The organism is Ramlibacter pallidus (assembly GCF_015070875.1).
GTDB lineage: Bacteria > Pseudomonadota > Gammaproteobacteria > Burkholderiales > Burkholderiaceae_C > Ramlibacter > Ramlibacter pallidus.
The window spans coordinates 323,634-345,640 of the sequence record NZ_JADDIV010000003.1 but is presented as its reverse complement, the minus strand read 5'-3'; the positions used below and the strand labels follow the sequence as shown (position 1 = coordinate 345,640).

Annotated in this window: 24 protein-coding genes and 1 tRNA gene; 16 read left to right on the top strand and 9 right to left on the bottom strand. The window is 67.8% G+C overall.

What is annotated here, in order from left to right:
- Nucleotide 1: 1 nt before the first annotated feature.
- The 10 genes from IM787_RS10875 to IM787_RS10830 all read left to right on the top strand — a co-directional run bounded on the left by IM787_RS10875 (nt 2) and on the right by IM787_RS10830 (nt 7,870).
- The gene (locus IM787_RS10875; RefSeq protein ID WP_193676686.1) at nt 2-742 is read left to right on the top strand and encodes a phosphoadenylyl-sulfate reductase; all 741 of its coding nucleotides are present in this window, start codon (nt 2-4) and stop codon (nt 740-742) included.
- Nucleotides 739-1,671, top strand: coding sequence for a sulfate adenylyltransferase subunit CysD (cysD, locus tag IM787_RS10870; protein WP_193676685.1), 933 nt, complete (start codon nt 739-741; stop codon nt 1,669-1,671). Before IM787_RS10875 ends, cysD begins: the two co-directional genes overlap by 4 nt.
- A complete protein-coding gene (locus tag IM787_RS10865) occupies nt 1,671-2,942 on the top strand; it encodes a sulfate adenylyltransferase subunit 1 (protein WP_193676684.1) in 1,272 nt (423 codons plus the stop codon). Before cysD ends, IM787_RS10865 begins: the two co-directional genes overlap by 1 nt.
- A 94-nt stretch (nt 2,943-3,036) precedes the next feature.
- Entirely contained in the window at nt 3,037-3,366 is a 330-nt protein-coding gene (fdxA, locus tag IM787_RS10860) for a ferredoxin FdxA (protein WP_193676683.1), read from the top strand.
- A 5-nt stretch (nt 3,367-3,371) separates the two neighbouring features.
- Entirely contained in the window at nt 3,372-4,487 is a 1,116-nt protein-coding gene (locus IM787_RS10855) for an NAD(P)/FAD-dependent oxidoreductase (protein WP_193676682.1), read from the top strand.
- A 92-nt stretch (nt 4,488-4,579) separates the two neighbouring features.
- Nucleotides 4,580-5,074, top strand: coding sequence for a hypothetical protein (locus IM787_RS10850; RefSeq protein WP_193676681.1), 495 nt, complete (start codon nt 4,580-4,582; stop codon nt 5,072-5,074).
- A gap of 83 nt (nt 5,075-5,157) precedes the next feature.
- Nucleotides 5,158-5,233, top strand: a tRNA-Asn gene (locus tag IM787_RS10845).
- Between the two features lie 159 nt (nt 5,234-5,392).
- Nucleotides 5,393-5,692 (top strand): hypothetical protein, encoded by a 300-nt coding sequence (locus IM787_RS10840; protein ID WP_193676680.1) that lies wholly within the window; start codon nt 5,393-5,395, stop codon nt 5,690-5,692.
- Between the two features lie 128 nt (nt 5,693-5,820).
- Nucleotides 5,821-7,299: a M20 family peptidase gene (locus IM787_RS10835; protein ID WP_227494268.1), complete on the top strand. Its 1,479-nt coding sequence runs from the start codon at nt 5,821-5,823 to the stop codon at nt 7,297-7,299.
- A gap of 109 nt (nt 7,300-7,408) precedes the next feature.
- Nucleotides 7,409-7,870, top strand: coding sequence for a hypothetical protein (locus tag IM787_RS10830; RefSeq protein WP_193676678.1), 462 nt, complete (start codon nt 7,409-7,411; stop codon nt 7,868-7,870).
- Between the two features lie 80 nt (nt 7,871-7,950).
- Here IM787_RS10830 and IM787_RS10825 read toward each other — a convergent pair whose 3' ends face one another.
- The gene (locus IM787_RS10825; protein ID WP_193676677.1) at nt 7,951-8,151 is read right to left on the bottom strand and encodes a hypothetical protein; all 201 of its coding nucleotides are present in this window, start codon (nt 8,149-8,151) and stop codon (nt 7,951-7,953) included.
- Between the two features lie 217 nt (nt 8,152-8,368).
- Here IM787_RS10825 and IM787_RS10820 point away from each other — a divergent pair, with 217 nt between their 5' ends.
- Complete coding sequence (locus tag IM787_RS10820; protein WP_193676676.1) at nt 8,369-8,761, top strand: PilZ domain-containing protein; 393 nt, start codon at nt 8,369-8,371, stop codon at nt 8,759-8,761.
- On the opposite strand, the gene IM787_RS10815 is transcribed toward IM787_RS10820, so the two are convergent.
- Nucleotides 8,758-9,072, bottom strand: coding sequence for a PilZ domain-containing protein (locus IM787_RS10815; protein ID WP_193676675.1), 315 nt, complete (start codon nt 9,070-9,072; stop codon nt 8,758-8,760). The genes IM787_RS10820 and IM787_RS10815 overlap by 4 nt on opposite strands.
- Nucleotides 9,073-9,234: 162 nt before the next feature.
- On the opposite strand from IM787_RS10815, the gene aat reads away from it, so the two are divergent.
- Genes aat through IM787_RS10800 form a run of 3 tightly spaced genes read left to right on the top strand, consistent with a single transcriptional unit; the run spans nt 9,235 to nt 11,588 of the window.
- Nucleotides 9,235-9,981, top strand: a complete 747-nt coding sequence (gene aat / locus IM787_RS10810) for a leucyl/phenylalanyl-tRNA--protein transferase (protein WP_193677106.1) — start codon at nt 9,235-9,237, stop codon at nt 9,979-9,981.
- Nucleotides 9,978-10,730 carry an arginyltransferase gene (locus tag IM787_RS10805; RefSeq protein ID WP_193676674.1) on the top strand — a complete coding sequence of 251 codons (753 nt, stop codon included), beginning with the start codon at nt 9,978-9,980 and terminating at the stop codon, nt 10,728-10,730. Before aat ends, IM787_RS10805 begins: the two co-directional genes overlap by 4 nt.
- 60 nt (nt 10,731-10,790) lie before the next feature.
- Nucleotides 10,791-11,588, top strand: coding sequence for an IclR family transcriptional regulator (locus IM787_RS10800; protein ID WP_193676673.1), 798 nt, complete (start codon nt 10,791-10,793; stop codon nt 11,586-11,588).
- A gap of 123 nt (nt 11,589-11,711) precedes the next feature.
- On the opposite strand, the gene pbpG is transcribed toward IM787_RS10800, so the two are convergent.
- The 7 genes from pbpG to IM787_RS10765 form a co-directional block, all read right to left on the bottom strand.
- Nucleotides 11,712-12,701 (bottom strand): D-alanyl-D-alanine endopeptidase, encoded by a 990-nt coding sequence (gene pbpG, locus IM787_RS10795; RefSeq protein ID WP_227494267.1) that lies wholly within the window; start codon nt 12,699-12,701, stop codon nt 11,712-11,714.
- Nucleotides 12,702-12,910: 209 nt separating this feature from the next.
- Nucleotides 12,911-14,449 carry a 2-isopropylmalate synthase gene (locus IM787_RS10790; protein ID WP_193676672.1) on the bottom strand — a complete coding sequence of 513 codons (1,539 nt, stop codon included), beginning with the start codon at nt 14,447-14,449 and terminating at the stop codon, nt 12,911-12,913.
- On the bottom strand, nt 14,434-16,122 hold the full coding sequence (gene leuA / locus IM787_RS10785; RefSeq protein ID WP_193677104.1) for a 2-isopropylmalate synthase: 1,689 nt from the start codon (nt 16,120-16,122) through the stop codon (nt 14,434-14,436). The genes IM787_RS10790 and leuA overlap by 16 nt, the downstream gene beginning before the upstream one ends.
- Nucleotides 16,123-16,324: 202 nt before the next feature.
- Complete coding sequence (gene pssA, locus IM787_RS10780) at nt 16,325-17,143, bottom strand: CDP-diacylglycerol--serine O-phosphatidyltransferase (protein ID WP_193676671.1); 819 nt, start codon at nt 17,141-17,143, stop codon at nt 16,325-16,327.
- 183 nt (nt 17,144-17,326) lie between these two features.
- Nucleotides 17,327-18,343, bottom strand: coding sequence for a ketol-acid reductoisomerase (gene ilvC / locus IM787_RS10775; RefSeq protein WP_193676670.1), 1,017 nt, complete (start codon nt 18,341-18,343; stop codon nt 17,327-17,329).
- Between the two features lie 43 nt (nt 18,344-18,386).
- Entirely contained in the window at nt 18,387-18,878 is a 492-nt protein-coding gene (gene ilvN, locus IM787_RS10770) for an acetolactate synthase small subunit (RefSeq protein WP_193676669.1), read from the bottom strand.
- 90 nt (nt 18,879-18,968) lie between these two features.
- Nucleotides 18,969-20,744, bottom strand: a complete 1,776-nt coding sequence (locus tag IM787_RS10765) for an acetolactate synthase 3 catalytic subunit (RefSeq protein WP_193676668.1) — start codon at nt 20,742-20,744, stop codon at nt 18,969-18,971.
- A 268-nt stretch (nt 20,745-21,012) separates the two neighbouring features.
- Here IM787_RS10765 and IM787_RS10760 point away from each other — a divergent pair, with 268 nt between their 5' ends.
- Together IM787_RS10760 and IM787_RS10755 are read left to right on the top strand one after the other, a co-directional pair.
- Nucleotides 21,013-21,576, top strand: a complete 564-nt coding sequence (locus IM787_RS10760) for an RNA polymerase sigma factor (RefSeq protein ID WP_193676667.1) — start codon at nt 21,013-21,015, stop codon at nt 21,574-21,576.
- Nucleotides 21,573-22,007, top strand: a complete 435-nt coding sequence (locus IM787_RS10755; protein WP_193676666.1) for a DUF3619 family protein — start codon at nt 21,573-21,575, stop codon at nt 22,005-22,007. The genes IM787_RS10760 and IM787_RS10755 overlap by 4 nt, the downstream gene beginning before the upstream one ends.

Sequence of the window (22,007 nt, the reverse complement as noted above, 5' to 3'; positions counted from 1 at the left end):
CATGGGCGCGATCGACCTGCACGCCCGCGCCTCCGCGGGCTACGAAGCCAAGCTGGCCCAGACGCAGAACCTGCTGGTGCAGGCAGCGGCGGAGTTCGCGCCGTTGAAGCAGGCTTCCAGCCTTGGCGCGGAGGACGTGGTGATCACGCACCTGGTCAACGCCCTGGAGCTTCCCATCCCGGTCTTCGTGCTGGAGACGGGTGCGCTGCATTCTGAAACGCTGCAATTGCTGGAGCGCACGCAGGCCACCTCGCGCGCGCCGGTGGAGGTCTACCGTCCCGTGCAGGAAGCCGTCGTGCAGTTCGTGACGCGCGAAGGCCGCGAAGCCATGTATCGCAGCATAGCCCTGCGCAAAGCCTGCTGCCAGGTCCGCAAGCTGGAGCCGCTGGAGCGTGCGCTGGCCGGCCAGCGCGCCTGGATCACCGGCCTGCGCCGCGAGCAATCGAACGCCCGCGCCGAAGTGCCGCAGATCGACGTGTCCGACGTGCCGAAGAACGGCCGCGTCAAGATCAATCCGCTGGCGGACTGGACCTGGGGCGACGTCTGGCACTACATCGCCACGAACGGCGTCGACTACAACCCGCTGCATGACCAGTTCTTCCCCAGCATCGGCTGCGCGCCCTGCACGCGGGCGATCAGCCTGGGCGAGGACTTCCGCGCCGGCCGCTGGTGGTGGGAGGATGAAAGCGCCAAGGAATGCGGTCTCCATGTGAAGAACGACGAACGACAGGTGGCCGCATGAACGCCCGCACCGATCCCACGCTGCTGACCCCGATCAGCAACCGCCACCTGGACGCCCTGGAGGAAGAAGCGATCTTCATCCTGCGCGAAGTGGCGGCCGCCTTCGAGCGCCCCACCCTGCTGTTCTCCGGTGGCAAGGACTCGCTGGTGCTGCTCAAGTGCGCCGAGAAGGCGTTCGGCGCCGGCCGCATCCCCTACCCGCTGCTGATGATCGACACGGGCCACAACTTTCCCGAGGTCACGGCCTTCCGCGACTTCCGTGCGAAGGAGCTGGGCGCGAAACTGATCGTGCGCAGTGTCGAGGACTCGATGAGGCGCGGCACCGTGCGGCTGGCGCGCCCCGACGAAAGCCGCAATGCGCACCAGTCGGTGACGCTGCTGGAAGCGATCGAGGAGTTCCGCTTCGACGCCTTGATCGGCGGCGCCCGCCGCGACGAGGAGAAGGCGCGCGCGAAGGAGCGCATCTTCTCGCACCGCGACAGCTTCGGCCAATGGCAGCCCAAGGCGCAGCGCCCGGAGCTCTGGACCCTGTTCAACACGCGCCTGGCGCCCGGCGAGCACTTCCGCGTGTTCCCGATCTCGAACTGGACCGAGCTGGACGTGTGGCAATACATCGCCCGCGAGGACATCGCGCTGCCCTCGCTCTACTACGCGCACCAGCGCCCGGTGGTGGAACGCCGCGGCCTTCTGGTCCCGGTGACCGAGCTCACCCCGCCGCGACCGGGTGAAGAGGTCGTGACCCGCACCGTGCGCTTCCGCACCGTCGGCGACATCACCTGCACCTGCCCGGTGGCGAGCGACGCGGCTGATGCCGACGACGTCGTCGCCGAAACGCTGACCGTCGACGTCAGCGAGCGCGGCGCCACCCGCATGGACGACAAGACCTCCGACGCCTCCATGGAAAAGCGCAAGAAGGACGGGTACTTCTGATGACCACCGCAGCCACCGCCCACGACGCCGCCCTGCGCTTCATCACCTGCGGCTCGGTCGACGACGGCAAGAGCACGCTGATCGGCCGCCTGCTGGTGGACAGCCGCGCCGTGCTGCAGGACCAGCTGGCGTCCGTCTCCCGCTCCGGCGAGACCGACCTGGCCTTGTTGACCGATGGCCTGTCCGCCGAGCGCGAACAGGGCATCACCATCGACGTCGCCTACCGCTACTTCGCCACGCCGGCGCGCAAGTTCATCATCGGCGACGCGCCCGGCCACGAGCAGTACACGCGCAACATGGTGACGGCCGCCTCCAGCGCCGACGCCGCCGTCGTGCTGGTGGACGCCACCAAGCTGAAGTGGCAGAACACGGGGCTGGAACTGCTGCCGCAGACCCGGCGCCACACGCTGCTGGCGCACCTGCTGCGCGTGCCGGCGATCGTCTTCGCCGTGAACAAGCTGGACGCCGTGGAGGATGCCGGCGTCGCCTTCGCCAACATCCGCGACGCGCTGGAGCGGTTCACCGCTGCCGCCGGCGTCGCAGCCCTCGCCGTGGTGCCGATCTCCGCCCTGAAGGGCCACAACGTGGTGGAGGCGCAGCCCGGCTGGTGCGGCTACCAGGGCCCGTCGCTGCTGCAGGTGCTCGAGCAGCTGGACGTCACCCCCGCCGAAACGCACGAGGCCTTTGCTTTCCCGGTGCAGTGGGTGGAGAAGTTCTCCTCCTCCGCCGACATCTCGCAGGGCCGCCGCGTCTTCTGGGGCCGCGTGGCCACCGGCGGCGCGCGTGCGGGCCAGCAGGTCACCGTGCTGCCCAGCGGGCAGGTCGCGACCGTGGCGCAGGTGCTCGACCACGTCCGCCGCCCCGGCGACGTGGCGGCGGGCCACAGTGCCGGCATCGTGCTGGACCGGGAGGTCGACGTCTCGCGCGGCGACTGGCTGCTGCAGCCGGGCGCGTTCGAGCCGACCCGAGAGGTGTCCGCCACCATCGCGTGGCTCGACGACGAGCCGCTGGTCGCCGGACGGACCTACTGGGCCCTGCACGGGCACCGCTGGGTCAAGGCCAGGGTCCAGCGCATCGTCCACCGGCTGGACGTGAACACCCTGGCCGAACAGGAAGCCACCCAGCTCGAGCCGAACGCCATCGGCCACGTGGAGCTGGCGCTGCAGGAACCGCTGGTCACCCTCCCCCATGCACGCTCCCGCGCCCTGGGCGCGCTCGTCCTGGTGGACACGGCCACGCACAAGACCGCGGGGGCAGTGCTGGTTCGTTGACGCGCCGCAAACCCTGCGGGCCCTACGGCCTCACCGCCGGGTGCACAATGAAAAGCCAATAAAATCGAGGGTTTCCCCGACCTCGACCACAACAATGACCCACGTCGTCACCGAATCCTGTATCCGCTGCAAGTACACCGACTGCGTGGACGTCTGTCCGGTCGACTGCTTCCGCGAGGGGCCGAACATGCTGGTGATCGACCCGGACGAGTGCATCGATTGCGCGGTGTGCATCCCCGAGTGCCCGGTCAACGCGATCTACGCGGAAGAGGACGTGCCGGCCGACCAGGTCGCCTTCATCAAGCTCAACACCGAGCTCTCGCACGCTCCGGGCTGGAAGAGCATCACGAAACGCAAGCCGGCCTTGCCGGATGCCGAGGAATGGAAGGACAAGCCGGGCAAGTTGTCCGAGCTGGTCAAGTAAGGGCTATGGAACTGCAACTGAACCAGGAAGTGATCAAGACTGCCGCCGCCCATGACGGCCCGATCGAGACCGACGCCGTGATCGTCGGCGCCGGGCCCGTGGGCTTGTTCCAGGTGTTCGAGCTCGGGCTGCTGGAGATCAAGGCGCACGTGATCGACTCGCTCGCCTACCCGGGAGGGCAGCCGATCGAGCTGTACCCGGACAAGCCGATCTACGACATCCCGGCCATCCCGGTGTGCACCGGCAAGGAACTGACGGACGCCCTGCTCAAGCAGATCGAGCCCTTCGGCGCCACCTTCCACCTGGGACAGACCGTGACCGTGGTGCAGAAGCAGGAGGACGGCCGCTTCTACGTGGAAACCTCCAAGGGCACCCGCTTCCTGACCAAGACGATCTTCATCGCCGCCGGCGTGGGCGCCTTCGAGCCGCGCACGCTGAAGGTGGACGGCCTGGACAAGTTCGACGGTTCGCAGCTGTTCTACCGCGTGCGCAACCCGGCGGAATTCGCCGGCAAGAACGTGGTGGTCGTCGGTGGCGGTGACTCCGCGCTGGACTGGGCGCTGAACTTCACTGCCGGCAACGACGACGGCAATCCGCACAAGGCGGAAAGCGTGATCCTCATCCACCGCCGCGACGGCTTCCGCGCCGCCCCGGCCTCCGTGGCGAAGATGCACGAGCTCTGCGAGGCCATGGAGATGCAGTTCATCGTCGGCCAGGTGACGGGCTACGAAGAGCAGGATGGCCGCCTGACCGGTGCCAAGGTGACCGGATCCGACGGCGTGACGCGGGTGGTCCCGCTGGACATGCTGCTGGTGTTCTTCGGCCTCTCGCCCAAGCTCGGCCCGATCGCCGACTGGGGGCTGGACATCGAGCGCAAGCAACTGAAGGTGGACACCGAGAAGTTCTCGACCAACGTGCCGGGCATCTTCGCGGTGGGCGACATCAACACCTATCCGGGCAAGAAGAAGCTGATCCTGTCGGGCTTCCACGAATGCGCGCTGGCCGCCTTCGGCGCCGCGCCCATCATCTTCCCCGAGAAGGGCAAGATCCACCTGCAGTACACGACCACGAGTCCGAAGCTGCACAAGGTGCTGGGCGTGGAAACGCCGGTGTTCGACTGACCGGCGTTGCCTCCCGGGCCACCGCGAAAGCAGGAACGAGGAAGCGGCCGAACGACCGCTTCCTTTTTTCATGCCCATAGCAGAATGAACGCATGGGCTACACCAACCTCTACCTCGTTCCCAAGGACCCCGAATACGCTCCGCCTGCGGATGCGATCCCGCGCCTCGCAGCCCGGATCGCCAAGTGGACGGAGGAAAACGCCATTCCATCCGATCCGAGCACCGAGTTGTCCGAACGTCCCATGTACTTCGGCACGGTGCCCGAAACACTGCCCTGCCCTTCGTGCGGCAGCACGGTGGATCTCTCGGACGAGGAACTCGACGAATGGGCGTACGAGTTCAGGAACTCACTGTGGACTGCCCGCGACGCGCGCAACCTGGTCATCCACATGCCCTGCTGCCAGGCGACGCTCAAGGCCGGCGAACTGCCGCTGGAAAGCCGCCGCCGTTGGAGCGAAGCACACTACGCCCGTTTCGCGGTCTACGTGCATGACGTGCGGGACGACGAGTTCTCCCCGGAGGAACTGCAGGAGTTCGGCGCGCTGCTGGGTTGCGAGCTGCACCAGTTCACCGAGAGCGGCACGTAGCACCGGGTTCGCAAGCTTCCTGACAGCTGCGCAAGCAGCGCCGCCGGAAGCACAAAAAGATCGCGCTATAATCTAAGGCTTGTTCCCCGATAGCTCAGTCGGTAGAGCGCCGGACTGTTAATCCGTAGGTCCCTGGTTCGAGCCCAGGTCGGGGAGCCAAGAGAAATGAAGCACCTGGTCCGCAAGGGCCAGGTGCTTTTTATTTGGCTGCGGGTCACTTGTCCCGGCACAACGTCCGGCACAGGATGTCGTCGATCCTTCTGATGACGACTTGGCGGCGTTGTCGCCTTCTACTCGGCCTCTTCACAGGAGGTCCCCATGCGCAAGATTCTCGTCTCGATCGGCCTGGCCTTCGCGCTGCTGCCCGCGGCTGCCCAGATCGGCAATGAAGATCCCACCCGGTTTGCCCCAGTTACCGGCGAAGTCATCGCCCGCCTGACCCGCGGCGCCGAGCCGGCACGCGCTGAAGGCGCGGGCGCGTTGGTGGCGCAGCAAACCACCGCGTGCAGGAAGCTCGGAGGCACCCCGAAAGCCCCGGTGTGCGGTGGGACGTGCAAGGCCGGCGGCCAGTGCGAAATCGCTTTCCGCGGGACCTCCGCGTATTGCGCATGCCAGTGAAGGGCTTGGCCTAGGCGCGGACCGGAGCGGCGGCCGGGCATTTTCTTCGGCCATGCGGCCGCGCGCCGCGGATGTACAAGACGCACCGCCGCTGCGCTGCGACGCTCACGGGTTCCCTGGAGGAACCCATGAAGAAAGTCCTTGCCCGCGCCGCCGCGACGCTGGCCCTGCTCGTGCTGGCGCTTGTTGCCGTCCTTGCCTGGAATACGCTGCGTTTTCCGTCGCGGCAATTGCCCGTGCCAGCCGGCGCGCCCGTGGCGGTCGACGCCGACGCCGCCGCCCGGCGCCTGGCCGGCGCGCTGCGCTTTCGCACCGTTTCCAGCGCGCCGCCCAAAGAGACCGAGGCCGAATTCGACGGGCTGCACGCCTACCTGCAGCGCACTTTCCCGCGCGCCCACGCGGCCCTCAGGAAGGAAGTCGTCAACGGCCACGCCCTGCTCTACACCTGGGAAGGCTCCGACCCCGCGCTGCGGCCGATGCTGCTGATGGCGCACCAGGACGTGGTGCCGGCCGACCCGCGCGACTGGAAGGTGGACCCGTTCGCCGGGGAGATCCGCGACGGCTACGTCTGGGGCCGCGGCGCCTGGGACAACAAATCCGCGATCACCGGCCACATGGAGGCGGTGGAAATGCTGCTGGCGCAAGGCTTCCGGCCGCGCCAGACCATCCTGTTCGCGTACGGCCACGACGAGGAGACGCACGGCGAACACGGTGCCGTGCAGATCGCCGCGCTGCTGAAGGCACGCGGCGTGCGGCTGGACTTCGTACTGGACGAAGGCATGGTCGTCACCGAAGGCATCGTCCCCGGCGTGAAGGCGCCGGTGGCGCTGGTCGGCGTGGCCGAGAAGGGCTACCTGTCCGTCCGGCTGCGCGCCAGCGCGGCGGCGGGCCACTCGCTGATGCCGCCGGCCCGGGGCACCAGCGCGATCGCCGTGCTCGGCGAAGCACTTCGCCGGATGGAGGAACGGCCCATGCCGGGCGAGATGCGGCAGCTCACCCGCGCAACCTTCGAGACCCTCGCACCGGAGATGGCCGGCGCCAACCGGGTCGTGCTGTCCAACCTCTGGCTGTTCCGGCCCGTGGTCGAACGCCAGCTGCGGGCCAAGCCGGTCACCAACGCGATGGTCGCCACCACGATGGCCTTCACCATGCTCGAGGCGGGCATGAAGGAAAACGTGATGCCCGCGGCCGCGGAAGCCACCGTCAACTTCCGCCTGTTGCCGGGTGACCGCCGCGACGACGTGCTCCGCCACGTGCGGGAGGTCGTCGCCGACCTGCGCGTCGAGGTGACCGCGCTGCCCGGCAGCTCGGAAGCCTCGCCCGTCACGCCGACCGACTCCACCTCCTGGCAGCGGATGAACCTCGGCGTCCGCAGCGCCTTCCCAGATGCGGTGGTCGCGCCGGGCCTCGTGCTGGGGGGCACGGACGCGCGCCATTTCGCCGGGATCAGCGACCACATCTACCGCTTCTCGCCGGTGCGGGTGCGCGACGGCGACGCCGATCGCATCCATGGCAGCAACGAGCGCCTCGCGGTCGCGAACTACGCCGAACTGATCCGCTTCTATCACCACCTGCTGCTGGGCGCTGCCGAGCCACGGAAGGACTGACGCGACACGGGCTCCGCCCTCGCGTAAAGCACAGCTCTACGCCAGCGCGGTCCTACCGCCGCATCGTTACGGCGGTGCTAAGGTTCACGCCCGTCAACCGGAGAGCACCATGAAAACCAAGAAACTTGCCGTCGCCGTCGCCGCGCTGGCAGCCGCCTCCGCCTTCGCACAAGCCACCATCGGAACCGTCACCACGGTGAACGGGGTGGCGACCGTGACCACCGGCACGTCCGGGGCCGCCATCCTCGCGGGCGCGCCCATCGTGAACGGCGCGCGCGTGATCACGACTTCCACCGGTTCCGTCACGTTCCGCCTGGCCAATGGCTGCACGATCACGGTGCCGCCCGGGCACGCGGTCACCGTGCTTCAAAGCATGACGTGCGAGCAGCTCCGCGCGGCGGTGCAGCCGGTGGTGACGACCACGGCGACGACCACCACCACGACGACCGTGCCGGGCGGCCCGTTCTTCGCCGTGCCCCCGGGCGCCACGGCGGCCGCCGCCGCCGCGCTGATCATCGGCGCGGTGGTCGCCAACCAGGACGACGACGACCGGCCGCTGAGCGCACGCTAGCGCAAGCCACGACGCGGCATTGCCGCCGCCCAAGGAGAACGCCGTCCGGCGCTCGTTTGCCCTGCCCTGGTTCCGCCTGCTCAGTGGCGACGGATCAGATCCCGCAGGGCATTTTCCATTTCCGGGAACACCGGGTTGCGGATGTCCACGGGCCCCTGCCCCTCGCCCGGCCGCACGTGCAGGGCGCTGAGGTAGGGCATCACGCTGTGCGCGCCGAAACCCCACCGCCGGCCTTCCGGAAGGAGCCGGGCGCGTTGCTGGGCAGAGGGCGAGTGGCGCATGGGAATGAACCCCGAGTGTGTCACAAGCGCCGCGCAGGCCCTTCCATTTTTTGGTCGGAAGCCAGCGCCGTGCAGGGTTATCCGCCGTCCCGGAAGACGCCGCGTTCCGCTCTCGTCCGCCCGCGCGTGTCGTTGGCGTCCCACAAGGCGCCGCGTCAGCGGACTACAGGAGCCCGCAGCCTCAGCGTTAACGTCGGGCAGTCCAGAGGAGAAGCGCATGGCCACCGACGGCCTCACCATTCCCGTCACCCTGCACACGCGCGACGAACGTCGGCGCGCCGAACGGTTCGCCGCAGCCATGCCGGTGAGCGTGGACGGGAACGCGGGCACCACCGAGGACCTGAGCAGCAGCGGCTTGTCCTTCCTGGCCGACCATTCCTACGAACCCGGTGCACGTGTCGAGGTGGTCATCGAATACCTGCTGGACGGTCACCAGTATCCGCTCACGTGCCAGGCGGAAGTGGTTCGCGTGGAGCGCGTCGGCGAACGCTACCGGGTCGGCGCCCGGCTGGCGGCGCAGTCACGCCTGGAGGACATCCAGGTCGCCGATGCGGGCGCCGTCGAGCCCGCGCCCGGCGTGGCACGCCCCCACCTGCGCCGCGTCGACTAGCCCTCCAGCGCCTCTTCCTCGGCGAAGAAGGGCGCCAGCAGGCGGGCAGCGATGCCGATGCGGTCGCCGTGGCGGTCCACGCGCACCACCTTGGCTTCGCACAGCAGCGTGTGCCTGCGCCCGTACAGCGTGTATTCCACGGTGAAGTTCACGAGCGAACCGATCGGCTGCTGCACGTCGGTCTCGAAATAGACGCCTTGCGCGCTGATGTTCTGCGTCTCCCCCTCGCATCCCTCGATGCGCACCGGCATGGCGGTGTCGAAGCGGATCGCTGCGCGCTGGTCACGCTCGTCGGCTGTGGCTGCTGGCATGGTGCTCCCGATGGGTTTCGGGGCAGGCTAGCGGACGATGCGAGGCGGCGCCGTGGCGATTTTTCCCGCGCCGCTGTCGGATGGACCGCACGCGCCGCTTCACGCCCGTGCCATGGCAGGCACAATGCCCCGAGAGAAGGTCCCACCGTGTCCCGCCGTCCCATGCACCTGCCCTGGCTCCAACCTGGCGACCCCTTTCCGGATCCCGAACTGGCCTGGGACGAGAAACAGCCGGCACCGGGGCTGCTGGCCGCCGGCGGCGCGCTGGATGTCGACAGCCTGCAGCGCGCCTATGCGCGGGGCATCTTCCCCTGGTTCAGCGAAGGCCAGCCGATCCTGTGGTGGAGCACGGACCCGCGCATGGTGCTCTTCGCCGACGAGTTCAGGCTGCACCGCTCGCTGCGCAAGACGGTCGCCCGCTTCGCCGCCGACCCGCGCTGCGAGATCCGGTTCGACGCGGATTTCGACGCGGTTATCCGCGCCTGCGCCACCAGCGACCGTCCCGGCCAGTCCGGCACCTGGATCGTTCCCGCCATGGTCGAGGCGTACCAGGCGTTCCACCGCGCCGGCTATGCGCACAGCGTCGAGACCTGGATCGACGGCCGCCTGGCCGGCGGCCTCTACTGCGTGGTGAGCGGCCGCGCCGTGTTCGGCGAATCGATGTTCACGCGCGTCCCGGACGCCTCGAAGATCGCGCTCGCCGCCCTCGTCGCATGGTGCCGGCAGGCCGGGGTCGGACTCATCGATTGCCAGCAGAACACGCGGCACCTGGCGTCGCTGGGCGCGCGCGAGATCCCGCGGTCGCAATTTGTGCAACATGTCGGCCTGGAATCCCGGCGCGCCGAAGCGCCGTGGCGGTTCGAACCCGTATACTGGAACGCAATCCTGCCGCATCCCACAGACGCGTGACGCATCTCAAGGACCTCCCGCTCCAGACGCTGCAGTTCTACGCGACGGCGCCCTACCCGTGCAGCTACCTGCCCGGCAAGCAGGCCCGGTCGCAGGTGGCCACGCCCAGCCACCTGATCCACAACGACGCGTACTCGGACTTGGTCACCAGCGGGTTCCGGCGCAGCGGCATGTTCACCTACCGCCCCTACTGCGACGGCTGCCGCGCGTGCGTGCCGCTGCGCGTGGTGGTCGACGGCTTCCAGCCGAGCCGCAGCCAGCGGCGCGCCTGGACGCGCCACGGCAACCTGCAGGCCCGCGTGCTCAAGCTCTGCTTCGTGCCCGAGCACTACCACCTGTACCTGCGCTATCAGACCGGCCGCCACGCCGGCGGTGGCATGGACCACGACAGCATCGACCAGTACACGCAGTTCCTGCTGCAAAGCCGGGTGAACTCGCGGCTCGTGGAGTTCCGGGAGACGCTGCCGGACGGCGGTCCCGGCCCGCTGCGCATGGTGTCCATCCTCGACGTGCTGAACGACGGCATCTCCGCGGTCTACACGTTCTACGAACCGGACCCTGCCGCGAGCTACGGCACCTACAGCGTGCTGTGGCAGATCGACCAGGCCAGGCGCCTGAAGCTGCCCCACGTGTATCTCGGGTACTGGATCGCCGAGAGCGGCAAGATGAACTACAAGGCGCGGTTCCATCCGCACCAGGTCCTCGTCGACGGCGAGTGGCAGGCCGGCGACGCACCCGCCGCGGGCTGAAATCGGGCGCTGGACGCGCCGCCGATTTCACAAGATAAAATGCGGGGCAAGGAACGCCCCATGCGAAACAAAGACTCCACCGGCCCGGCCACTCCCACCATCCAGGTGATCGAGCGCATGTTCGCGCTGATCGACGTGCTGGCTTCGCGCGAGGAGGCCATCTCGCTCAAGGAGATCAGCGAGAAGACCGGCCTGCACCCGTCGACCACGCACCGCATCCTGAACGACCTCGCTACCGGCCGCTTCGTCGACCGCCCCGAGGCCGGCAGCTACCGGCTGGGGATGCGGCTGCTGGAACTGGGCAACATGGTGAAGGCGCGCCTGAACGTGCGCGATGCCGCCCTGACGCCGATGCGCGAACTGCACAAGCAGATCCAGCAGCCGGTGAACCTGAGCGTGCGGCAAGGCGACGAGATCGTCTACGTCGAGCGCGCCTACAGCGAACGCAGCGGCATGCAGGTGGTGCGCGCGATCGGCGGCCGGGCGCCCCTGCACCTCACCTCCACCGGCAAGCTGTTCCTGGCCGTCGACGACGCGCAGCGCGTGCGCGCGTATGCCACGCGCACCGGCCTTGCGGGCCACACGAAGAACAGCATCACGCAGCTGCCGGTGCTGGAACGCGAACTCGCCAAGGCTCGCCAGTACGGCATCGCGCGCGACAACGAGGAACTGGAGCTGGGCGTACGCTGCATGGCCGCCGGCATCTACGACGACCAGGCGCGGCTGGTGGCCGGCCTGTCGATCTCGGCACCGGCGGACCGGCTCGACGAGAACTGGCTGGTGAAGCTGCAGGCGACCGCGGAGGAGATCTCGGCCGCGCTCGGCTACAAGCCGCCGACGCAACGCCTGGCGGCATAACCCCACCTTCCGTCATTCCCGCGGAGGCGGGAATCCAGGGCGTTGGAAGACGAAAGCGGCCCGCGGGCCGCTTTTTCTCTGGAAGCTCTGGATCCCCGCCTTCGCGGGGACGCCGGCAAGGGATCAGCCGCTGACGTGCCGGATGACCGTGTTGCCGTTGGTGGCCGGCGTCGGGGCCGGCACCTGCGTCTCGACCCACTTGCGCACGCGCTCGGCGTCGCCGATGCGGCTGAGCTTGCCGGCGGAATCCAGGAACACCATGATGAGCTTGCGGCCCGCCACCTTGGCCTGCATCACCAGGCACTGGCCGGCTTCCGAGATGTAGCCGGTCTTCTGCAGGCCGATGTCCCACTCGGGGTGCTTCACCAGGCGGTTGGTGTTGTTGTACTGCAGGGTGCGGTTGCCGACGGCGACTTCGCGGCCGGGCGACGTCGACAGCTCGCGCAGCATGGAGTCGTTGGAAGCCACGCTGACCAGCCGCACCAGATCCTTGGCACTGGACTGGTTGCGGCTCGACAGGCCCGTGGGTTCCACGTAATTCGTGTCATTCATGCCGAGCAGCTTGGCGCGCGCGTTCATGGCCTCGACGAAGGCGTTCATGCCGCCGGGGTAGGTCCGGCCCAGCGCGTGGGCGGCGCGGTTCTCGCTGGACATCAGCGACAGGTGCATCAACTCGCCACGGGTGAGCGTCGTGCCCACGCGCAGGCGGGAACTGCTGCCCTTCTCGGTGTCCACGTCGTCCTGGGTGATCGTGATCGCCTCGTCCATCGGCAGGCGGGCTTCGCTGATGATCAGGCCGGTCATCAGCTTGGTCAGCGAGGCGATCGGCAGGACGGCCGAGTCGTTCTTGGACAACAGCACCTGCTGGGTGTCCTGGTCGATCACCAGAGCCACGCTGGAGCGCAGGTCGAGGTCGTCCTGGGTGGAGTGCAGGCCGGCCAGTTGGCCGAAGGAGGGACGGGGCGGCGCCAGCCGGACGATGGACCGGCGGGACTGCTTGGCCACGAAGGTCTTGCTGACCCGGGCCCGCTTGATCACGGTGGTGCCCGGCTTCTTCACCACGGAACGCTTGGAACCTGCCTCCGCCGCCGCGGGGGCCAATGCCAGAGCCAAGACACTCAGTGCAATCGCATGGACGAGACGGTTCAAGTGGGTACTCCTGGCAACGACGCCCGGGATGTAGGAAACAACTTACACCCTCGAACGGGAGTGTACTGCGCCTCTTCAGCTCGCGCGGTAAAAGTTACAAAAATCAAGCACTTGCGACGGTAACTTCACAGCTGAGCTAAGGAATCCGTACTAACCCCAGGAGCTCTCCTCCCCTAACCTTGCGCCGCGACGCGGTCCGCCTTGCTCTGCAGTTTGTTGAGCGCGCTCAGGTAGGCTTTGGCCGAAGCCACCACGATGTCCGGGTCGGCACCCACACCGTTGACCACCCGCCCGCTGTTCTGCAGCCGCACCGTCACTTCGCCCTGGCTCTCGGTGGAGCCGCTGATGGCGTTGACCGAATACAGCACCATCTCGGCCCCGCTCTTCACGTGGCTCTCGATGGCTTTCAGCGATGCGTCGACCGGCCCATTGCCATCCGACGCGCCGCGGACTTCCTTCCCGTCGGCCATGAAGACGACCTCGGCCTGCGGCCGCTCGCCCGTCTCGCTGTGTTGCCGCAAGGAGACAAGGCGGAAGGTTTCCTGCTCCGGCGTCACCGACTCGTCGCTCACCAGCGCCAGGATGTCCTCGTCGAAGATCTCGCTCTTGCGGTCGGCCAGCTCCTTGAACTTGGCGAAGGCGGCATTGATCTCCGCCTCGCTCTCGAGCTGGACGCCGAGCTCCTGCAGGCGCGCCTTGAAAGCGTTGCGGCCCGAAAGCTTGCCCAGCACCATCTTGTTGGAGCTCCAGCCCACGTCCTCGGCCCGCATGATCTCGTAGGTGTCGCGGGCCTTGAGCACGCCGTCCTGGTGGATGCCGCTGGCGTGCGCGAAGGCGTTGGCACCGACGACGGCCTTGTTCGGCTGCACCACGAAGCCGGTGGTCTGGCTGACCATGCGGCTGGCGGGCACGATGTGCCGGGTGTCGATGGCGCACTCGAGGCCGAAGTAGTCCTTGCGGGTCTTGACCGCCATGACGATCTCTTCCAGCGAACAGTTGCCGGCCCGTTCGCCCAGGCCATTGATCGTGCACTCGACCTGGCGCGCGCCGCCGATCTTCACGCCGGCCAGGGAATTGGCCACCGCCATGCCGAGGTCGTTGTGGCAGTGCACCGACCAGATCGCCTTGTCGGAGTTCGGCACGCGCTCGCGCAGCGTGCGGATGAACTCGCCGTACAGCTCCGGCACCGCATAGCCGACCGTGTCCGGCACGTTGATCGTCGTCGCGCCTTCCGCGATGACCGTCTCCAGCACGCGACAGAGGAAGTCCATCTCGCTGCGGTAGCCGTCCTCCGGCGAGAACTCGATGTCGCCGCACAGGTTGCGCGCGAACCGCACCGACTGCTTCGCCTGCTCCAGCACCTGCTCGGGCGACATGCGCAGCTTCTTTTCCATGTGCAGCGGCGAGGTCGCGATGAAGGTGTGGATGCGGGCGCGCGCCGCGCCCTTCAGCGCTTCGGCCGCCCGCGAAATGTCGCGGTCGTTGGCGCGCGACAGCGAGCAGACGGTGGAATCCTTGATCGCGTTGGCGATGGACTGCACGGCTTCGAAGTCGCCGTTGGAGCTGGCCGCGAAGCCCGCCTCGATCACGTCCACCCGCAGGCGTTCCAGTTGCCGCGCGATGCGCAGCTTCTCGTCCTTGGTCATGGAGGCGCCGGGCGATTGCTCGCCGTCGCGCAGCGTGGTGTCGAAGATGATCAGTTGGTCTGCCATGTGGGTTCCTGTTGTTCGATGGCCTGGCCGGCGCGCTGCAGTCCGGAGACGATCGCCTGGAGCGAAGCCGAGACGATGTTGGCGTGCATGCCGACGCCAAAGAGGGTCTGGTCACCCACCCGCAGTTCGAGGTAGGCGACCGCCCGCGCGTCGGCGCCCGCGGCGATGGCATGCTCATGGTAGTCGAGCACGCGGATGGGCACGCCCGTGGCCTGCACAAGCCCCTCGACGAAGGCGTCGATCGGCCCGTTGCCCGCCCCTCGGACGGCCACGGCAGCGTCGCCGAACCGCACATCGGCCGCCAGCGTGACCCGCTCGCCCGCCGCGCCGGACTCGACGAGCCGGTGCGAGACGCTGCCCTGCCCCACGCGGTACTCCTGCTGGAACAGCGCCCACAGGTCCTGCGCGCTCAGCTCCTTGCCGCTGGCGTCCATGACCGCCTGCACCACCTGGCTGAACTCGATCTGCAGGCGCCGCGGCAGCTCCAGGCCGTACTCCGCCTCCAGCAGGTAGGAGATGCCGCCCTTGCCGGACTGGCTGTTCACGCGGATCACGGCCTCGTAGCTGCGCCCGAGGTCCTTGGGGTCGATCGGCAGGTAGGGCATGTCCCAGGGTTCGCCCTCCTTGCGCGCCGCGAACGCTTTCTTGATCGCGTCCTGGTGCGAGCCGGAGAACGAGGTGTAGACCAGGTCGCCGACGTAGGGATGGCGCGGGTGCACGGGCAGCTGGTTGCAGTGCTCCACGGTGCGCCGGATCTCGTCGATGTCCGAGAAGTCGAGGCCGGGATCCACGCCCTGGCTGTACAGGTTGAGGGCGACGCTCACCAGGTCGAGGTTGCCGGTGCGCTCGCCGTTGCCGAACAGGCACCCCTCCAGTCGGTCGGCGCCCGCCATCACCGCGAACTCGCCGGCCGCCGTGCCGGTGCCGCGGTCGTTGTGCGGGTGGACCGACAGCACGATGCTGTCGCGGCGCGCCAGGTGCCGGTGCATCCACTCCACCATGTCGGCGAAGATGTTCGGCGTGGAGTGCTCCACCGTCGAAGGCAGGTTCACGATGCACTTGCGCCCGGGCGTCGGCTGCCAGACCTCGGTCACCGCGTCGACGACGCGCTTGGCGAAGGCGAGCTCGGTGCCGGAGAACATCTCGGGCGAGTACTGGAAGGTCCATCGCGTCTCCGGCTGTCGTGCAGCCAGTTCCACGAAGAGGCGAGCCTGGCTCGTGGCCAGTTCGACGATGCCGTCCTCGTCCAGTCCGAGCACCACCTTGCGCATGACGGGCGCGGTGGCGTTGTACAGATGCACGATCGCGCGCGGCGCGCCCTGCAGCGCCTCGAAGGTGCGGCGCACCAGCGGCTCGCGCGCCTGCGTGAGGACCTGGATCGTGACGTCGGCCGGGATCCTGCCTTCATCGATCAGCTTGCGCACGAAGTCGAACTCGACCTGCGAGGCCGAGGGGAAACCGACCTCGATCTCCTTGAAGCCGATCGCCACCAGCGTCTCGAACATGCGCAGCTTGCGGGCGATGTCCATCGGCTCGATCAGCGCCTGGTTGCCGTCGCGCAAGTCGACGCTGCACCACAGGGGCGGCCGCGTGAGGACGGCATCGGGCCAGGTGCGGTCCGCCAGCCGCACCGGCGCGAAGGGGCGGTACTTGCTGGCGGGGTTCTTCAACATCGGCATGGTGGTCTCGCTGGGTGGTGGGTGGACCAGCAGCCCCCATGAAAAACGGCCCGCTGCTGGTGCAAACGGGCCGTGGTTCCGGAATAACGCGCGCGCTACCGACTCCGCCCGTGGGGGGATAGCAGTAGGGCCAGCGCAATGCGGTTCATGCGGTCGACTGTAGCACAGGGACGGGAGGGCCCGTCAAGCCCGGCGGCTAGCGGTGCAGCCCGCTTTCCTCGGGTTCGTCGGTGGAGGTGCTGATCATGCTGGCCCGCTGCCCCTTGGCCTTGCGCCAGCCGTAGAGCACGTAGCCCGAGATGCCGTAGCAGACGAAGACCGCGAACAGCACGGTGGGCGGGTCGATGTTGACGACCGCGATGCCCAGCGCGATCAGCACGATCACGGCGAAGGGCACGCTCTTCTTCATCTGCACGTCCTTGAAGCTGTAGAACGGCACGTTGGTGACCATCGTCAGGCCGGCGTACAACGCCACCGCGAAGATCCACCACTTCACGTCGTACGGCTTGACCTCCAGGTCCGTCATCAGCCAGATGAAGCCGGCCACCAGCGCCGCGGCCGCCGGCGACGGCAGGCCCTGGAAGAAGCGCTTGTCGACCACCTGCGTATTCACGTTGAAGCGCGCCAGGCGCAGCGCGGCGCAGGCGCAATAGACGAAGGCGGCGATCCAGCCCCAGCGGCCCAGGCCCTTGAGCGCCCACTCGTACGCGATCAGCGCCGGCGCGGCGCCGAACGACACCATGTCCGAGAGGGAATCCATCTGCTCGCCGAAGGCGCTCTGCGTGTTGGTCATGCGCGCGACGCGGCCGTCGAGGCTGTCGAGCACCATCGCGCTGAACACGCCGATGGCCGCGAGGTCGAAGCGGCCGTTCATGGCCATCACCACCGCGTAGAAGCCGCCGAAGAGGGCCGCCAGCGTGAAGAGGTTGGGCAGGATGTAGATGCCCTTGCGGCGCTTGCGCACCACCACCCCGTCGGGGAGATGGTCCGGCTGCGACTCGTGTCCGTCGTGCATAGGGCGTGAGTGTATTCGGCCTTGGGGCACCGGGAAGTCGCCTCGCCGTGGGCCGCCCGACCTTCCGTCATTCCCGCGCAGGCGGGAATCCAGGGCTTCCAGAAAGGAAGAAGCGGCCCCGCGGGGCCGCTTCTTCGGAAGCTCTGGACCCCGCCTGCGCGGGGTTGAGGGCTTCAGCGAACGTCAATTGCGCGTCTGGTCCACCAGCTTGTTCTTCTTGATCCAGGGCATCATGGCGCGCAGCTGCTCGCCCACCACCTCGATCGAGTGCTCGGCGTTCAGGCGGCGGCGCGACTGCAGGGTCGGGGCGCCGGCGCGGTTTTCCAGGATGAAGCTCTTGGCGTACTCGCCGGTCTGGATGTCCTTGAGCACCTGCTTCATCACCTTCTTCGTCTCGTCGGTGATGACGCGCGGGCCCGTGACGTACTCGCCGTACTCCGCGTTGTTGGAGATCGAGTAGTTCATGTTCGCGATGCCGCCTTCGTAGATCAGGTCCACGATCAGCTTCAGCTCGTGCAGGCACTCGAAGTACGCCATCTCGGGGGCGTAGCCGGCTTCCACCAGGGTCTCGTAGCCGGCCTTGATCAGTTCCACGGTGCCGCCGCACAGCACGGCCTGCTCGCCGAACAGGTCGGTCTCGGTCTCTTCGCGGAAGTTGGTCTCGATGATGCCGGCCTTGCCGCCGCCGTTGGCCATGGCGTAAGACAGGGCCAGGTCACGCGCCTTGCCGGTCTTGTCGGCATGCACGGCGACCAGGTGGGGCACGCCGCCGCCTTGCGTGTACGTGCTGCGCACGGTGTGGCCCGGGGCCTTGGGCGCGACCATCCACACGTCGAGGTCGGCGCGGGGCACGACCTGGCCGTAGTGCACGTTGAAGCCGTGGGCGAACGCCAGCGAGGCGCCCTGCTTGATGTTCGGCTCGACGTCGTTCTTGTAGACGGTGGCGATCTGCTCGTCCGGCAGCAGGATCATCACGACGTCGGCGGACTTCACGGCATCGGCCACTTCGGCGACCTTCAGCCCGGCCTTCTCGACCTTCGGCCAGCTGGCGCCGCCCTTGCGCAGGCCGACCACGACCTTCACGCCGCTGTCGTTCAGGTTCTGCGCGTGCGCATGGCCCTGGGAGCCGTAGCCGATGATCGCGACCGTCTTGCCCTTGATCAGGCTCAGGTCACAGTCCTTGTCGTAATAAACCTTCATGAGTCTCTCCAGTGAAAATTCGTTCGGGGGAAATCGGGGCGGGTCAGACCCGGAGGATGCGTTCGCCGCGGCCGATGCCGGAAGCGCCCGTCCGCACCGTTTCTAAGATCGCGCCGCGGTCGATGGCTTGCAGGAACGCGTCGTTCTTCGCCTGGTCGCCGGTGAGCTCGATGGTGTAGCTCTTGTCGGTGACGTCGATGACGCGGCCGCGGAAGATGTCGGCCATGCGCTTCATCTCCTCGCGCTCCTTGCCCACCGCGCGCACCTTCACCATCATGAGCTCGCGCTCGGTGTAGCTGCCTTCGGTGAGGTCGACGACCTTGACCACCTCGATCAGGCGGTTCAGGTGCTTGGTGATCTGCTCGATGACGTCCTCCGACCCCGCGGTCTGGATCGTCATGCGTGACAGCGACGGGTCTTCCGTCGGCGCCACGGTGAGCGACTCGATGTTGTAGCCGCGGGCCGAGAACAGGCCCACCACGCGGGAGAGTGCGCCGGGCTCGTTCTCGAGCAGCACGGCAATGATGTGCTTCATGTCAAACCGGCGCCTCTTTTCGGTGCCCTCCCCCGCGGCCGGTAAGCAGCGGGCTCGGCAGCCGATAGATTTGCCGTCCGTTGGTTGGGTTTAGAGATCCTCGGAGCCGAGCAGCATCTCGGTGATGCCCTGGCCCGCCTTCACCATCGGCCAGACGTTTTCCGTCGGGTCGGTGCGGAAGTCCATGAACACGGTGCGGTCCTTCAGCTTGCGCGCCTCGCGCAGCGCCGGTTCCACGTCCTGCGGCTTCTCGATCAGCATGCCGACGTGGCCGTAGGCCTCGGCCAGCTTCACGAAGTTGGGGAGCGCGTCCATGTAGCTGTGGCTGTAGCGGCCCTCGTAGTCGAGTTCCTGCCACTGGCGCACCATGCCCAGGTAGCGGTTGTTCAGCGCCAGGATCTTGATCGGCGTGTTGTACTGCAGGCAGGTCGAGAGTTCCTGGATGCACATCTGCACCGAGCCCTCGCCGGTCACGCAGTACACCTCGGCGTCCGGCTTGGCCAGCTTGATGCCCATGGCGTACGGGATGCCGACGCCCATGGTGCCGAGGCCGCCCGAGTTGATCCAGCGCCGCGGTTCCGGGAACTTGTAGAACTGCGCGGCCCACATCTGGTGCTGGCCGACGTCGGAGGTCACGTAGGTCTCGACGTCCTTCGTCATGTTCCACAGCGTCTCGATCACGTGCTGCGGCTTGATCACGTCGCGGTTGCCGCGGTCGTACTTCAGGCAGTCCTTCTTGCGCCAGCCCTCGATGGTCTCCCACCAGCCGCCCAGTGCCGCGGCGTCCGGCTTGGTGCCGCTTTCCTTCAGCTGCGCGATCAGTTCGGCCAGCACTTCCTTGACGTCACCGACGATCGGGATGTCGACCTTCACGCGCTTGGAGATGCTGGAGGGGTCGACGTCGATGTGGATGATCTTGCGGTCGCTGGAGGCGAAGTGCTTCGGGTTGCCGATCACGCGGTCGTCGAAGCGCGCGCCCACGGCCAGCAGCACGTCGCAGTTCTGCATCGCGTTGTTGGCCTCGATCGTCCCGTGCATGCCCAGCATGCCCAGGAACTTCGGGTCGGTGCCGGAGATGGCGCCCAGGCCCATCAGCGTGTTGGTGCAGGGAAAGCCGAGCAGGTTGGCCAGCGTGCGCAGTTCCTCGGTCGCATTGCCCAGGATCACGCCGCCGCCGGTGTAGATGTAGGGCCGCTTGGCCGCCAGCAGCAGCTGCAGCGCCTTGCGGATCTGGCCGCCGTGGCCCTTGCGCACCGGGTTGTACGAGCGCATCTCCACCTTGTCCGGGTAGCCGGTCCAGGCGGTCTTGTTGAAGGAGACGTCCTTCGGGATGTCCACCACCACCGGGCCGGGACGGCCGCTGCGGGCGATGTGGAAGGCCTTCTTCAGAACCTCCGCCATGTCGCGCACGTCCTTCACCAGGAAGTTGTGCTTGACGATGGGTCGGGTGATGCCGACGGTGTCGCATTCCTGGAAGGCGTCCAGGCCGATCGCGGCCGTGGGCACCTGCCCGGTGATGATCACCATCGGAATGGAATCCATGTACGCGGTGGCGATGCCCGTCACGGCGTTGGTCACGCCGGGACCGGAGGTCACCAGCGCCACGCCGACGTCGCCGGTGGCCCGGGCATAGCCGTCGGCCGCGTGCACGGCCGCCTGTTCATGGCGCACCAGCACGTGCTGGATGGTGTCCTGCTTGTAGAACGCGTCGTAGATGTGCAGCACCGCGCCGCCGGGATAGCCCCAGACGAACTTGACGTTCTCGGCCTGGAGGGCCTTGACGAGGATTTCGGCGCCGCGGAGGTCCTGGGTGTGGCCTGCCGAGGCGGCGGCCGCGGAGCTGAGCTCCGTGCGGGAGATTTCCATGATGAACCTTTCGGGTTTCGAACAACGAACCTTGGGGTGCCCCTGCGCCGGCCCTCGTGAGGCTGCGTCGGGACTTAGAGCACCGGGCCATGGGCGCGCGCTTCGCACGCCGGATCCGGACTCGTTTGCCTTTTGACTTGCAGCCGGCATTATCGCACTGCAACAGAACAGTCCCCAAGCCCCCTGCCCGCGGGTGCCATAATTTCCGGCTTGCCCGGCGCGCCCTGCAGCCCGGGCGCCACAAGAACACACCCTCCCGCCCGGACACTTGGCCACCGAACGCGAACTCTCCGACTTCCTGGTGGGCGTGGAGAAACGTGCCTTCAAGCGCACGGTCTACCACGTGCGCGACGAGGAAGCCGCGCTGGACATCGTGCAGGAAAGCATGATGAAGCTGGCCGAGCACTACGGGGACAAGCCGCCGAACGAGCTGCCCATGCTGTTCCAGCGGATCCTGTCGAACTGCACGCTCGACTTCTTCCGCCGGCAGAAGACCCGCAACGCCCTCTTCTCGAACCTCAGCGACTTCGAGTCCGCCGGCGACGACGGGGACTTCGACCTGCTGGAGGCCTATGCCGCGCCGGAATCCCAGCAGGTGGAAAGCGCCGAGGATTCGACCCGGCGGGCCCAGGTCTTCCGCGAAATCGAGGCGGAGATCAAGGAACTTCCGGCACGTCAACGAGAGGCATTCCTGATGCGTTACTGGGAGGACATGGACGTGGCCGAAACGGCGGCCGCCATGGGCTGCTCGGAAGGCAGTGTCAAGACGCACTGTTCCCGGGCGGTCGCCGCCCTCAGCAAGGCCCTGAAGGCCAAGGGAATCCAGCTATGACCACCACGGACACACTGCGCGACCCCACCCCGGCCGACCAGTTCGGCCGCGCGGTCGCGGCCCGGCTCTCCGCCGGCACGGAAGAGATCTCGTACGAAGCCCGCGAACGCCTGCGGGCCGCGCGCGTGCGCGCCCTGCAGGTCCGCCGCAAGCCCGAGGCCGCGCCCGTGCTCGTCGGGCAGCGCGGCGGTGCGGGCAGCCTGGCGCTCGGCGACGGGTCCCCGGGCCTCTGGACGCGCATCGCCTCGGTGCTGCCGCTCCTGCTGCTGGCCGGCGGCCTGGTGCTGCTGCACGGCTTCCAGTCGGACCTGCGCGCCAACGAGCTGGCCGAGGTCGACGCGGCCCTGCTGACCGACGACCTGCCGCCCGCCGCCTATGCCGACCCCGGGTTCGTGCAGTTCCTCAAGCAGCAGTCCTCCCGCGCCGAGTAA

Excerpts from the sequence above, each read along its gene's own strand:
- IM787_RS10755 (WP_193676666.1), top strand. The coding sequence starts at position 21,573 with ATGACCACCACGGACACACTGCGCGACCCCACCCCGGCCGACCAGTTC.
- IM787_RS10835 (WP_227494268.1), top strand. The coding sequence starts at position 5,821 with ATGAAGAAAGTCCTTGCCCGCGCCGCCGCGACGCTGGCCCTGCTCGTG.
- cysD (WP_193676685.1), top strand. The coding sequence starts at position 739 with ATGAACGCCCGCACCGATCCCACGCTGCTGACCCCGATCAGCAACCGC.
- IM787_RS10765 (WP_193676668.1), bottom strand. The coding sequence starts at position 20,744 with ATGGAAATCTCCCGCACGGAGCTCAGCTCCGCGGCCGCCGCCTCGGCA.
- IM787_RS10855 (WP_193676682.1), top strand. The coding sequence starts at position 3,372 with ATGGAACTGCAACTGAACCAGGAAGTGATCAAGACTGCCGCCGCCCAT.
- IM787_RS10875 (WP_193676686.1), top strand. The coding sequence starts at position 2 with ATGGGCGCGATCGACCTGCACGCCCGCGCCTCCGCGGGCTACGAAGCC.
- pssA (WP_193676671.1), bottom strand. The coding sequence starts at position 17,143 with ATGCACGACGGACACGAGTCGCAGCCGGACCATCTCCCCGACGGGGTG.
- IM787_RS10865 (WP_193676684.1), top strand. The coding sequence starts at position 1,671 with ATGACCACCGCAGCCACCGCCCACGACGCCGCCCTGCGCTTCATCACC.
- IM787_RS10815 (WP_193676675.1), bottom strand. The coding sequence starts at position 9,072 with ATGCCAGCAGCCACAGCCGACGAGCGTGACCAGCGCGCAGCGATCCGC.
- ilvN (WP_193676669.1), bottom strand. The coding sequence starts at position 18,878 with ATGAAGCACATCATTGCCGTGCTGCTCGAGAACGAGCCCGGCGCACTC.
- ilvC (WP_193676670.1), bottom strand. The coding sequence starts at position 18,343 with ATGAAGGTTTATTACGACAAGGACTGTGACCTGAGCCTGATCAAGGGC.
- leuA (WP_193677104.1), bottom strand. The coding sequence starts at position 16,122 with ATGTTGAAGAACCCCGCCAGCAAGTACCGCCCCTTCGCGCCGGTGCGG.
- IM787_RS10800 (WP_193676673.1), top strand. The coding sequence starts at position 10,791 with ATGCGAAACAAAGACTCCACCGGCCCGGCCACTCCCACCATCCAGGTG.
- aat (WP_193677106.1), top strand. The coding sequence starts at position 9,235 with ATGCACCTGCCCTGGCTCCAACCTGGCGACCCCTTTCCGGATCCCGAA.
- IM787_RS10790 (WP_193676672.1), bottom strand. The coding sequence starts at position 14,449 with ATGGCAGACCAACTGATCATCTTCGACACCACGCTGCGCGACGGCGAG.
- IM787_RS10830 (WP_193676678.1), top strand. The coding sequence starts at position 7,409 with ATGAAAACCAAGAAACTTGCCGTCGCCGTCGCCGCGCTGGCAGCCGCC.
- IM787_RS10825 (WP_193676677.1), bottom strand. The coding sequence starts at position 8,151 with ATGCGCCACTCGCCCTCTGCCCAGCAACGCGCCCGGCTCCTTCCGGAA.
- IM787_RS10840 (WP_193676680.1), top strand. The coding sequence starts at position 5,393 with ATGCGCAAGATTCTCGTCTCGATCGGCCTGGCCTTCGCGCTGCTGCCC.
- IM787_RS10820 (WP_193676676.1), top strand. The coding sequence starts at position 8,369 with ATGGCCACCGACGGCCTCACCATTCCCGTCACCCTGCACACGCGCGAC.
- IM787_RS10850 (WP_193676681.1), top strand. The coding sequence starts at position 4,580 with ATGGGCTACACCAACCTCTACCTCGTTCCCAAGGACCCCGAATACGCT.
- fdxA (WP_193676683.1), top strand. The coding sequence starts at position 3,037 with ATGACCCACGTCGTCACCGAATCCTGTATCCGCTGCAAGTACACCGAC.